The following is a 12,101-nucleotide window of genomic DNA, read 5'->3' on the forward strand; positions in this document are numbered from 1 at the left end:
GGGCGGACCGCGGGCCGCCGTGCCCCGCCAGGACGCGTGGAGGAACGTATCTGCGCATGGATCGGCACCCGCTCTTCGCTCATTGCGACGCTCCAGTCACGCTACGCTCACGTGGATTCCGACGTAGAACACAGACCGGCAACTCCACGGCAGAACGGCACAAGGCGACGAATGCCCCAGCACACCTCCGGGTCCGACCGGGCGGCGATCCCCCCAGCCGCCCGCGACGGTGGCAGCGTGCGGCCGCCCGCCCCCTCGACGCTCGACGAGCTGTGGCGGTCGTACAAGGCGACGGGCGACGAACGGCTGCGGGAACAACTGATCCTGCACTACTCGCCCCTGGTGAAATACGTGGCGGGCCGCGTCAGCGTGGGCCTGCCGCCCAACGTCGAGCAGGCGGACTTCGTCTCCTCCGGGGTGTTCGGGCTGATCGACGCGATCGAGAAGTTCGACGTCGAACGCGAGATCAAGTTCGAGACCTACGCCATCACCCGGATCCGCGGCGCCATGATCGACGAACTGCGGGCCCTGGACTGGATCCCCCGCTCCGTGCGGCAGAAGGCCCGCAACGTCGAGCGCGCCTACGCGACCCTTGAGGCGCGGCTGAGACGGACCCCGTCGGAGATCGAGGTCGCCGCCGAGCTGGGCATCGCGGTCGACGAACTGCACGCCGTGTTCAGCCAGTTGTCGCTCGCCAACGTGGTCGCCCTCGACGAGCTGCTGCACGTCGGCGGCGAGGGCGGCGACGGGCTGAGCTTCATGGACACCCTCGAGGACACCGCCGCGGACAACCCCGTCGAGGTGGCCGAGGACCGCGAGCTGCGCCGCTTCCTGGCGCGGGCGATCAACACCCTGCCCGACCGGGAGAAGACCGTGGTCACCCTCTACTACTACGAGGGCCTCACCCTCGCCGAGATCGGCAACGTCCTGGGCGTGACCGAGAGCCGGGTCAGCCAGATCCACACCAAGTCGGTGCTCCAGCTGCGCGCGAAGCTGGCGAGCTTCGGCCGGTGAGCCCCGTCCGGTGAGACCCCCCGCACCGTGGCCGGTCCCCTGCGGCACTCCCGTCGCGGCAGGCGCGTCCGTACAGTGGTCGAGTGCCAAGGATTCGAGCGGCCTCCGTGGCCGAGCACCGGTCGATGCAGCGAGCCGCCCTGCTGGACGCGGCCCGCACCCTGTTGTCCGAGGGCGGCACGGACGCGCTGACCTTCCCGGCCCTCGCCGAGCGGACGGGGCTCGCGCGCTCCTCCGTCTACGAGTACTTCCGGTCGCGGGCCGCGGTCGTCGAGGAACTGTGCGAGGTCGACTTCCCCGTCTGGGCGGCGGAGGTCGCCGCGGCCATGGCCGCGGCGGACGGCCCCGGGGACCAGGTCGAGGCGTACGTGCGCAAGCAGCTGGAACTGGTCGGCGACCGGCGCCACCGGGCGGTCGTGGCGATCTCGGCCAGCGAGCTGGACGCCGGTGCCCGGGAGAAGATCCGCGCCGCGCACGGCGGTCTCGTCTCGATGATCGTCGACGCCCTGACCGGGCTCGGCCACGCGGAACCCAGGCTGGCCGCGATGCTGGTCCAGGGCGTCGTGGACGCCGCGGTACGCCGCATCGAGCTCGGCGCGGCGGAGGAACCCGGGGTCGTGGCGGAGGCGGCGGTCAGCATGGTGCTGCGGGGCGTACGGGGCTGAGCCCCGTCCGGCAGCGGTACTCCCCACACCGGCAGCAACCTCGACGGTCCCCGCCTCAACAGCCACGGCGGCAGCAGGGACAGCGGATCCAGGTAGCTCTCGCCCTTCAGCAGACCCCAGTGCACGCACGTGCGCGCACAGTGGGAGCCCGTCGGCTCCACCGTGCCGATCACCTCGCCCGCCGCCACGCGCGCACCCTGCGGGACCGAGGCCCGTACCGGCTCGTACGTCGTGCGCAGGTCGGTCCCCGCCAGCTCGACCGACACCACCCCCCTCCCGGCGACCAGGCCCGCGAAGGCCACCCGTCCCGCCGCCACCGCCCGTACCGGAGCGCCGGCCGGCGCCGCCAGGTCCACCCCGCGGTGACCCCGGGCGTACGGCGTCGCCGGCGGGTCCCAGCCGCGCACCACGGCGGGACGCGTGCCCACGGGCCAGGAGCGGCCGATCACCGGGACCGGGGGTGACGGGACCGGTGGGGGAGCGGGCGACGGGGTGACGTCCGCCCGCGCGAGCACCGGCGACGTCACCACCGACGTCACCACCGACATCAGCAACAGGCAGACCACCAGCACCGCCCCCGGCACCACCCGCCCCACACCGGTCCCCGGGCCGGCCCGCAGCCCCGCCCGGCCCCCCGCACCTCGCATCGCTCGCATGCCCCCACCGTCCCCCGCACGTGCTGATCATGCCGGGTGCTGTGGACGAACCCCCCGCTTGTGGACAGCGGCGTCACCCGGGCCCCCGTCGGTCCCGTACACTTCTTCTGGCGATCCGGGTCACCGGGTCGACTTCGCACGCCCCGACACCGGGCCGCCCAGCGGTCGGTGCCAGCGCCTCTCGGTCCTTTGCGGCAAGGCGCGACGCGGGCGTCAGGCGCGACGGCCGGCCGGCCGACGCGGCACAACCGAGAAACTCGAGGAGATACGGCCATGGCCGTCGTCACGATGCGGGAGCTGCTGGAGAGCGGCGTCCACTTCGGTCACCAGACCCGTCGTTGGAACCCGAAGATGAAGCGGTTCATCTTCACGGAGCGCAACGGCATCTACATCATCGACCTGCTCCAGTCGCTGTCGTACATCGACCGCGCCTACGAGTTCGTCAAGGAGACCGTCGCCCACGGCGGCACGGTCATGTTCGTCGGCACCAAGAAGCAGGCGCAGGAGGCCATCGCCGAGCAGGCCACCCGCGTCGGCATGCCCTACGTCAACCAGCGCTGGCTGGGCGGCATGCTCACCAACTTCTCGACCGTCTACAAGCGCCTGCAGCGCCTCAAGGAGCTCGAGCAGATCGACTTCGAGGACGTGGCCGCCTCCGGCCTCACCAAGAAGGAGCTGCTGGTCCTCTCCCGCGAGAAGGCCAAGCTGGAGAAGACCCTCGGCGGTATCCGCGAGATGTCCAAGGTGCCCAGCGCCGTCTGGATCGTGGACACCAAGAAGGAGCACATCGCGGTCGGTGAGGCCCGGAAGCTCAACATCCCGGTCGTCGCGATCCTCGACACCAACTGCGACCCCGACGAGGTCGACTACAAGATCCCGGGCAACGACGACGCGATCCGCTCCGTCACCCTGCTCACCCGCGTGATCGCCGACGCCGTCGCCGAGGGCCTCATCTCCCGCAGCGGTGTCGCCACCGAGGGCAAGGGCGAGAAGGCCGCGGGCGAGCCGCTGGCCGAGTGGGAGCGTGACCTGCTCGAGGGCGGCGAGAAGAAGGCCGACTCCGAGGAGGCCGCTCCGGCCGCCGAGGCCGCGCCCGCCGCTGAGGCCGCCGAGGCCGAGGCTGCTCCGGCCGAGGCCGCTCCCGCCGAGGCCCCCGCGGCCGAGGGCGAGAAGGCCGCCGAGGGCGACCAGGCCTGATTCGACAGCGTCAGAGGTGACGGCGGGGGCGGTGACACTCACTCCGCCCCCGCCGTTCACCCGTAGGTCGGCGGCGCGTCACGGCCCTCGCGCTCCATGGGGGCCGTAGACCCCGCAGATCTCCGAATCCGCAGACTTCGAGAAAGACTCACAGACTCATGGCGAACTACACCGCCGCCGACGTCAAGAAGCTCCGCGAGCTCACCGGCGCCGGCATGATGGACTGCAAGAAGGCGCTGGACGAGGCCGAGGGCAACGTCGAGAAGGCCGTCGAGGCGCTCCGCATCAAGGGCCAGAAGGGCGTCGCCAAGCGCGAGGGCCGCTCCGCCGAGAACGGCGCCGTGGTTTCGATCATCGCCGACGACAACTCCTCCGGCGTCGTCGTCGAGCTGAAGTGCGAGACGGACTTCGTCGCCAAGGGTGACAAGTTCCAGGCCGTGGCCAACACCATCGCCGAGCACATCGCCAAGACGTCCCCGGCCGACCTCGAGGCGCTGCTCGCCTCCGAGATCGAGCCCGGCAAGACCGTCCAGGCGTACGTGGACGAGGCCAACGCCAACCTCGGCGAGAAGATCGTCCTGGACCGCTTCGCGCAGTTCGCCGACGGCTACGTCACCGCCTACATGCACCGCACCATGCCCGACCTGCCCCCGCAGATCGGTGTCCTGGTCGAGCTGGACAAGCCGAACGCCGAGGTCGCCAAGGGCGTCGCGCAGCACATCGCCGCGTTCGCTCCGAAGTACCTCGCCAAGGAGGACGTGCCGGCCGACGTCGTCGAGTCGGAGCGTCGCATCGCCGAGGAGACCACCCGCGCCGAGGGCAAGCCCGAGGCCGCGATCGCCAAGATCGTCGAGGGTCGCGTCAACGGCTTCTTCAAGGACGCGACGCTGCTCGGTCAGCCGTACGCGCTCGACAACAAGAAGTCCGTCCAGAAGGTCCTGGACGAGGCCGGTGTCACCCTGAAGCGCTTCGCGCGCATCAAGGTCGGCATCTGAGTCCGTACCGCGACGGACGCCCGGCCCCGATAGGGTCGGCATCAGTCGGCCCTGTCGCCGGCGGATGCCATCACCCGGGCGCGTGACGGACGACAGCAGATCTGACGAGGAGGCCATTGCCGCGCAGGGGTTGCGAACGACACCCGACCGGCAATGGCCTTCCTCGTATGTGCACCACGTGAAAGAGGCGGGATCTCCCATGACCACCAAGGCCCAGAAGAGCGACGACGGCAAAGTACACGGCCGGTTCCTGCTGAAGCTGTCCGGAGAGGCGTTCTCCGGTGGTGGGGGCCTCGGCGTCGACCCCGACGTGGTGCACAAGATCGCCCGGGAGATCGCGGCCGTGGTGCGCGACGGCGCGGAGATCGCGGTCGTCATCGGCGGCGGCAACTTCTTCCGCGGGGCCGAGCTCCAGCAGCGCGGCATGGACCGCGCCCGTTCGGACTACATGGGCATGCTCGGCACGGTCATGAACTGCCTCGCCCTCCAGGACTTCCTGGAGAAGGAGGGCATCGACAGCCGCGTGCAGACCGCCATCACCATGGGCCAGGTCGCCGAGCCGTACATCCCGCTGCGCGCCGTGCGCCACCTGGAGAAGGGCCGCGTGGTCATCTTCGGCGCCGGTATGGGCATGCCGTACTTCTCCACCGACACCACCGCCGCCCAGCGCGCCCTCGAGATCGACGCCGAGGCGCTGCTCATGGGCAAGAACGGCGTCGACGGGGTCTACGACTCCGACCCCAAGACCAACCCCGACGCCGTGAAGTTCGACGCCCTCGGCTACGGCGAGGTCATCACCCGCGACCTGAAGGTCGCCGACGCCACCGCCATCACGCTGTGCCGCGACAACAAGCTGCCGATCCTCGTCTTCGAGCTTCTGGCCGAGGGCAATATCGCCCGCGCCGTCAAGGGTGAGAAGATCGGCACGCTGGTGGGCGAGCAGACCAGCCAGGGCTGATCACCCCGGCCGGGGGATGGACAATGTCCCACCGGTCGGGAAACGTGCAGAAGAAGACGCGACGCAGCCGGCCGCCGCCCCCGCAAGGAACCGCAGCCGGGCCTACTCAAGACACGCAGGAGCAAGTGGTGATCGAAGAGACCCTCCTCGAGGCCGAGGAGAAGATGGAGAAGGCCGTCGTGGTCGCCAAGGAGGACTTCGCCGCGATCCGCACCGGCCGTGCGCACCCGGCGATGTTCAACAAGATCGTGGCCGACTACTACGGTGCGCCGACGCCGATCAACCAGCTGGCTTCGTTCTCCGTGCCGGAGCCGCGCATGGCGGTCGTGACGCCGTTCGACAAGAGCGCGCTGCGCAACATCGAGCAGGCCATCCGCGACTCCGACCTGGGCGTCAACCCGAGCAACGACGGCAACATCATCCGAGTGGTGTTCCCCGAGCTCACCGAGGAGCGCCGCCGCGAGTACATCAAGGTCGCCAAGGGCAAGGGCGAGGACGCCAAGGTGTCCATCCGCTCCGTCCGCCGCAAGGCCAAGGACGCCATCGACAAGCTGATCAAGGACGGCGAGGTCGGCGAGGACGAGGGCCGCCGTGCGGAGAAGGAACTCGACGACACCACGGCGAAGTACGTCACGCAGGTGGACGAGCTCCTCAAGCACAAGGAAGCCGAGTTGCTCGAGGTCTGATGAACGACTCTTCCTGGGGGGCGCCGCCGCAGGCCGGGCAGGCCGGGTACTGGGGGCCCACCGAGCGTGGACCGGTCCCGGGGGCTGCCCCGGCGGGTCCCGCGTACGATGCGCCCGAGGCGCAGCAGACTCGCCCCATGCCCATCGTGCCCGACGGACCCGCGTACGGCGGAGACCAGGATGACGACCGGGGGGCCGCTCGGACGGGCGGCCCCTTGTTCCGGGACGAGGACCACGGCGCGTTCCCGGGCGGGAACGGCGCCGGGTTCCCGTCCGGGGACCACGGCCGGTTCCCGGACGAGCGGTACGGCGGCCGGTCCGGGGCCCCGTCGGCCCAGCCGCACGCGACGCCGCAGCACGACTCGTCGTACGTGCCGCAGAATCCGGAGCCCATGCCCGCCGCCCAGCCGCAGCCGCAGCCGGCGCCCGCGCCCGCCCCGCCGAAGAAGAGCGCGGGCCGGGACCTGGGCGCGGCCATAGGGGTCGGCGTCGGCCTCGGCGTGGTGATCGTCGCGTCGCTGTTCGTCGTCAAGGCCGTCTTCGTGGGCGTCGTCGCGGTCGCCGTGGTCGTCGGCCTGTGGGAGCTGACCAGCAGGCTCCAGGAGCGCAAGCAGATCAAGGCGCCGCTGGTGCCGCTCGCGGTGGGCGGCGCGGCGATGGTCGTCGCCGGCTACGTGCGCGGGGCGGAGGGCGCCTGGGTCGCGATGGCGCTGACCGCGCTGGCGGTGCTGGTCTGGCGGATGACGGAACCGCCCGAGGGCTACCTCAAGGACGTCACGGCGGGCGTCTTCGCCGCGTTCTACGTGCCGTTCCTGGCGACCTTCGTCGCGATGATGCTGACCGCCGACGACGGACCGTGGCGGGTGCTGACGTTCCTGCTGCTCACGGTCGTCAGCGACACCGGGGCGTACGCCGTCGGGTGGCGCTTCGGCACCCACAAGCTCGCCCCGCGGATCAGCCCCGGCAAGACCCGCGAGGGCCTGCTCGGCGCCGTGTCCTTCGCGATGGTCGCGGGCGCGCTGTGCCTGCAGTTCCTGATCGACGACGGCACCTGGTGGCAGGGCCTGCTGCTCGGGCTCGCGGTCGCGGCCAGCGCCACGCTGGGCGACCTCGGCGAGTCGATGATCAAGCGGGACCTGGGCATCAAGGACATGGGCACGCTGCTGCCGGGCCACGGCGGCATCATGGACCGCCTGGACTCGCTGCTGCCGACGGCTCCGGTGGTGTGGCTGCTGCTGGTGCTCTTCGTCGGCTCCGGCTGACCCGCCTGACCCCGCGCGACGGGCCCTCGTCCTCCTCGGGACGGGGGCCCGTCGCCGTTGCCCCGGGATGACGACCCGGGGCCCCGGTGGGACGATTCCGCTGTAGGCCCGCACAGGGGGACCGCCCGGAAAGGGGCGCCATGTCCGGCTTCCGTGAAGAGATCGACCTCGACTGCCGCCCGGCGGACGTGTGGGCGTACGTCATCGACCCGCGCCACCTGCCGGAGTGGCAGGCGAGCGCGGTGGCCGCCCGGCAGCTCGACGACGGCCCGTTCGGCCTCGGCTCCCGGGTCCGCGTCACCCGGCACGTCGGGAGCCGGCAGGTGCTGACGACGATGGAGTGCACCCAGTACGAGCCGTTCCGCGAGTGGACGGTGCGGGGCGTGGACGGCCCGGTCAGGGGCCGCTTCCACGGCGAGATCACCCCGCTGGACGAGGGCCGCCGCACCCGCCTGACAATGACCCTCGACTTCCAGGGCCGCGGCCTGGGCAAGGTCCTCGTCCCCCTGGTCGTCCGCCCTCAGGTGCGCAAGGAGTTCCGGCGGAACGAGGAGCTGCTGCGGCAACGGCTGGAGCACGGGGCGGCCTAGGACCTGTCGTTTGGATCATTCCGGCGTCGCGGGGCCCGGCACGCGCATCTGCGGCGTTGTCGTCGGTTGGCGACGCTCCGCGTCGCCGCTCTCCTCCGCCTTGCAGCTGCACGCGCCGGACCCCGCTCGGGTCGGCGTCAAGGCGCCGTGGGCCGGGCCGGACTGATCCAAACGACAGGCCCTAGCCCGGAACCGGGCCGGCCGCCACCGGGCGGGTGGTGGGTACGTCACCACCCCAGGACGCCGACGAGGTCGGAGCGGGCCATTCGCGGGGCAGCGCCGGTCATGGCACCTTCTTCTCCTGGTGGTCCTCGAATGCGGGTGGAGTGGCCCACGACCCGTAGCCCGGTGCCTTCGCGCCGGACGGGTGGGCACCGATCGCCCGCCACAACAGTCCCTCGGTGTAGGCGGCGGGGGAGACGACGAACGGGGGCGAGGACCGGTCTCCCTCGGCCCGGCTGCCCTCCGGGACGGCGGGCGTCGCTTCGCTGCCTTCCGGGACGGCGGGCTTGCCTCCGCTGCGCCCGGGTGCCGTCCAGGCCGCCACGTCCAGGCGTCCCGCCTGCTCCGGGCGGTACCAGACGCCGACGTACCAGAGCTTGATGATGCTCTTCACGGCGGGATCGGCGGGGCCGGCGGGGTCGGCGGGATCGGCGGAGGGATCGGACGCCATCGCCGCCTGGAGCCCCTCCGGCCCCAGCCGTTGCACGGCCGTCCTGTGGTAGTCCTCCGCCTGACCGGTTCCCCACAGGTCGAACTCGCTGAACCCGGTCACCGTGGCGGAGAACTTCACGAAAGCGCGCAGCTCGGTCTCCGTGCTCGTTTCCTGCGTCATGGTCCTGCCTCCTTCGACGCTAGCGGATCTCGAATGTCGGGCCGGCGTGCGCCCCTGGATGCCCGGTGAGCGGATTGCGGATGAGCAGGTTCATGCGGTCGCGCATGCGGAACATCTCCCAGACCGCTTTGAGCAGGAGGTCGGGCTGACCGTTGTAGGCCAGGTTGATGCCGGTCAGGAAGGTGGCGTAGAACTGGTTGAACTCCCTGGCCGCCGCCTCGACCTCCGGGTCCTGCGTGAGCTCCTCCACCTTGAGGTCCGGCTTCACCGGATAGACGGCATCCCAGTCGACGCTCAGAGTCGGGCCGGAGGGCTCGCCCGGATCGTCGCCCTTCTGGTAGTACCGCCCTTTCTCCAGCTGCTCGAACCTGTAGTAGTGGGCGAGTTCGTCCTGGCTGTCGTAGATGCCGCCGTACAGCCCTTCGCCCTGCTCCGCGACGAGGGTGAGCGCCGCGATCGCGGTGTCGCGGCCGGTCACCTTGATCACGTCCCCGCCACCGGAGTAGAAGTACTCCGGGGTCACCTGGCGGGCGGGGTCGCCGGTGAAGATCGTTTTCCCTGCCTTGCGGGCCTGGTCCTCCAAGTGGTTGATGCCCCGGATGATCTCCTCGTAGAACTCGCCGATGCTCAGGAAGCGCTCGGTGGGTTCGCCGGGGACGAGGCCGAGGACCGTCGCGGACTCCTCGAGCTCCGCCAGCTTCTCCTGTGGCGGTGGAGCGCCGTCGGACGTGACTCCCAGGGCCGCCCAGTCCATCGGGACGAACCTGTCTTGCTCGGTCGCTGCCGGCGCGGGCTTCTCGATCTTCAGGAAGGTGTCGAGGGCTGCGCGCGAGAACGGGCGGAGGTGCACCTTGAAGTAGTCGGGACCGCACGGCAGGTACGCCGGATAGTCCGGCACGAAGCCCCGCTTGGTGAGGTCCGGCGTCCCGCCCACGGCGTTGAGGACGTTCGCGACCAGGGTGAGGTGCAGCATCTCCTCGACGGCCACGACCCTGATGACGTGCCAGGCGTCCGAGTTCTTCCCCGGGTGTAAGGAGTAGAGCGCGGTCAGGTAGGGCGGCAGCGTCGCGTGCTCCAGCTGGAGCCCCTTGGAGAGGTAGTCGTGGAGCTGCTCGATGGTCTGGATCTTGCAGTCCTGAGCAGGCTCTGATCCTGAAGAAACGGACATGTTTCCCCAATCGTGCGGGATGGGCGATGGGCAGTGGGCCATGGGCAGTGGGCGATGGGCGGCGGCGCAGGCGATGAGCGGCGGCGCGGGCCATGGGCGGACGGTGTCGTGTTCGACCCGCCGATCCGTGAGCCGTCTAGCTGCTGTGGACGGTGACCGGTGCCTTCGCGGCGCGCAGGTAGGTGGCGATGTGGCCCGCACTGCGGATGGCGAGCGCCGCCATGGTCAGGCTGATGTTGGACGTCCCGATCGAGGGCAGGCTGCCGGGGCCGACGAGGTAGAGGTTGTCGTGGTCCCACGAGTGCTGGGTGTGGTCGACCACGGAGTTCGCCGGGTCGGTCCCCATGATGTGGGTGCCCGCCAGGTGGTTGCCGCCGACGATGTTGTACCACTGGCCGTCGTGCTCGACGGCGCTCGGACGGTCCCGGTGGTACACGGTCCTGTCCTCGGCGCCGAGCCTCTCGAAGATCTCGGTCGCGAGCTTGCGGGCGAACGCGGCGCCCCGCATGGTGTAGGACGGGATCTTGAGCGACACGACCGGCTTCAGGTTGCCGAGGGCGTCCTTGTACCGCTCGTCCACGGTGACCCGGTTGCTCCTCTCGGGCAGCAGGTCGATCATGAAGGCCAGCAGCAGCTGCCGGGAGATCTGGTTGCCGAGTGTCCTGCGCAACTCCGGCCCGTGCAGACCCCGCTGGTCGACGAGTTCGACCAGATCCGTGTAGGGCGAGCCGGTCGCCCATCCCCACCCGTCGTTGTGGATGTCCACGCCGAACCCGGCCTGGGTCCCGCGGAACCGCCCGCCGCGCAGGTCGGTGATCCCGCTCGTGCAGGACGTGCCCCGCATCGTGCCGGCCGGCTTGGGCAGCAGCCCCCATGACAGCAGGTACGCGTGGTCCATCAGGTTGCAGCCGATCAGCCGGCTGCGGCTCATGCGCTGCATGTCGGAGGCCAGCATGAGCCGGGCGTTCTCGATGGCGTGCGCGCAGAGGATGTAGACGGTGCCCTTCACCGTGTACGTCTCGTAGCTGTTGGACTCGAGCGAGTGGTAGTTCTTGACGGTGATCCCGGTCACCCGCCGGTCGTGCTCGTCGATCTCGACCTTGGACGCGACGGCCTGCGTGACGATCTTGACGTTGCCCCTGCGGAGCGCCTTGGTCAGCGTCTTTCCCGCGTGGTACTTGGCCTGCACGGGGCAGATCGGGACGCAGTTGGTGTTGCCCTGGCAGCGCTCACCCTCCTCCACCTGGTTCGTGCTCACCGCGCCGACCGGGACGAAGCCCTTGCCGCCGTCGTACGCGGGGTTGGGCACGCCGTTGCGGGCCTGCGGGAAGGTGCGTACCCGGAGCGTGTACTCGTCGTCCGCCAGGCTGACCCGCATGCCGTCCACGCCCCGGGCGACCGTCTGGTCGAGGTACGACGGCGGCATGCGGTGCATCGGGAACACGTATCCCTCGGGGAAGTGCATCCCGAGATAGCTCTGCTCCTCGACCTCGGCGGACACGCCCAGTTCGGCCTCGGCCTGCCGGTAGTACGGCTCCAGGTCGTCGTAGCTGAGCGGCCAGTTCAGGCCCTGGCCGTACTTGGTGCGCAGATCGAAGTCCTCGGGCAGCATGCGCAGCGCTTTTCCCTCCCAGTGCATGGAGGTGCCGCCGAGGACGCGGGTGAACGTGGTGTCCGAGCAGTACTCGTCCTCCTGCACGAGGTAGAAGTCGTCGCGGGGGGTGTCCGGACGCACCGGCATGGTGTCGGTGCTCCTGGGCATCCGGGCGTTCGGGTTGAACGGGTACGGGGACTGGTTGTCCTTGACCGTCGCGCCGTAGAACCGCGACAGGTACGACTCGTACTCGGCGAGGTCCAGGTCCTTGCCGGGGCCGGCTTCGAGGATCAGCACCCGGTGGCCCGCCCGGCCCAGTTGCTCGGCGATGATGGAACCCGCCATGCCGCCACCGACGACGACGGCGTCCCACTCGCCCTGTGCAGCCTCCGCGGCGCTGGTCTCCGTGGCGGCACCGGCCGGGAAGATCACCGGGTCCGTGTGGTCGTAAGGCGTCATTGCTCCTCCTTCTCGGGATATG

General features: G+C 70.4%; 11 protein-coding genes and 1 pseudogene. 8 read left to right on the forward strand and 4 right to left on the reverse strand.

Translation table 11 applies throughout. From position 1 onward, the window contains the following. Positions 1–171: 171 nt before the first annotated feature. The gene (gene whiG / locus E4U91_RS24885; protein WP_137308889.1) at positions 172–1,014 is read left to right on the forward strand and encodes an RNA polymerase sigma factor WhiG; all 843 of its coding nucleotides are present in this window, start codon (positions 172–174) and stop codon (positions 1,012–1,014) included. A gap of 107 nt (positions 1,015–1,121) precedes the next feature. Beyond that, complete coding sequence (locus tag E4U91_RS24890; RefSeq protein WP_137310986.1) at positions 1,122–1,679, forward strand: TetR/AcrR family transcriptional regulator; 558 nt, start codon at positions 1,122–1,124, stop codon at positions 1,677–1,679. A gap of 8 nt (positions 1,680–1,687) precedes the next feature. Here E4U91_RS24890 and E4U91_RS24895 read toward each other — a convergent pair. Beyond that, positions 1,688–2,227, reverse strand: a pseudogene (locus E4U91_RS24895) (murein hydrolase activator EnvC family protein); the annotation flags it as partial. Between the two features lie 381 nt (positions 2,228–2,608). On the opposite strand from E4U91_RS24895, the gene rpsB reads away from it, so the two are divergent. The 6 genes from rpsB to E4U91_RS24925 all read left to right on the forward strand — a co-directional run bounded on the left by rpsB (position 2,609) and on the right by E4U91_RS24925 (position 8,023). Next, positions 2,609–3,532 carry a 30S ribosomal protein S2 gene (gene rpsB, locus E4U91_RS24900; RefSeq protein ID WP_137308890.1) on the forward strand — a complete coding sequence of 308 codons (924 nt, stop codon included), beginning with the start codon at positions 2,609–2,611 and terminating at the stop codon, positions 3,530–3,532. A gap of 158 nt (positions 3,533–3,690) precedes the next feature. Further along, positions 3,691–4,527: a translation elongation factor Ts gene (gene tsf, locus E4U91_RS24905; protein ID WP_137308891.1), complete on the forward strand. Its 837-nt coding sequence runs from the start codon at positions 3,691–3,693 to the stop codon at positions 4,525–4,527. Positions 4,528–4,726: 199 nt separating this feature from the next. Then, positions 4,727–5,485, forward strand: a complete 759-nt coding sequence (gene pyrH, locus E4U91_RS24910) for a UMP kinase (RefSeq protein WP_067239096.1) — start codon at positions 4,727–4,729, stop codon at positions 5,483–5,485. Between the two features lie 128 nt (positions 5,486–5,613). Continuing rightward, on the forward strand, positions 5,614–6,171 hold the full coding sequence (frr, locus tag E4U91_RS24915) for a ribosome recycling factor (RefSeq protein ID WP_067239283.1): 558 nt from the start codon (positions 5,614–5,616) through the stop codon (positions 6,169–6,171). Next, a complete protein-coding gene (locus tag E4U91_RS24920) occupies positions 6,171–7,433 on the forward strand; it encodes a phosphatidate cytidylyltransferase (RefSeq protein ID WP_137308892.1) in 1,263 nt (420 codons plus the stop codon). The genes frr and E4U91_RS24920 overlap by 1 nt, the downstream gene beginning before the upstream one ends. A gap of 140 nt (positions 7,434–7,573) precedes the next feature. Next, positions 7,574–8,023 (forward strand): SRPBCC family protein, encoded by a 450-nt coding sequence (locus E4U91_RS24925; RefSeq protein WP_137308893.1) that lies wholly within the window; start codon positions 7,574–7,576, stop codon positions 8,021–8,023. Positions 8,024–8,306: 283 nt separating this feature from the next. Here E4U91_RS24925 and E4U91_RS24935 read toward each other — a convergent pair whose 3' ends face one another. The 3 genes from E4U91_RS24935 to E4U91_RS24945 form a co-directional block, all read right to left on the reverse strand. Continuing rightward, the gene (locus E4U91_RS24935; protein ID WP_137308894.1) at positions 8,307–8,858 is read right to left on the reverse strand and encodes a hypothetical protein; all 552 of its coding nucleotides are present in this window, start codon (positions 8,856–8,858) and stop codon (positions 8,307–8,309) included. Between the two features lie 19 nt (positions 8,859–8,877). After that, the gene (locus E4U91_RS24940; protein ID WP_137308895.1) at positions 8,878–10,026 is read right to left on the reverse strand and encodes a ferritin-like domain-containing protein; all 1,149 of its coding nucleotides are present in this window, start codon (positions 10,024–10,026) and stop codon (positions 8,878–8,880) included. A 136-nt stretch (positions 10,027–10,162) separates the two neighbouring features. After that, a complete protein-coding gene (locus tag E4U91_RS24945) occupies positions 10,163–12,079 on the reverse strand; it encodes a GMC family oxidoreductase (RefSeq protein ID WP_137308896.1) in 1,917 nt (638 codons plus the stop codon). Positions 12,080–12,101: the final 22 nt, after the last annotated feature.

Origin of the sequence: Streptomyces lasalocidi (genome assembly GCF_005280215.1) — a bacterium.
Taxonomy (GTDB): domain Bacteria; phylum Actinomycetota; class Actinomycetes; order Streptomycetales; family Streptomycetaceae; genus Streptomyces; species Streptomyces longwoodensis.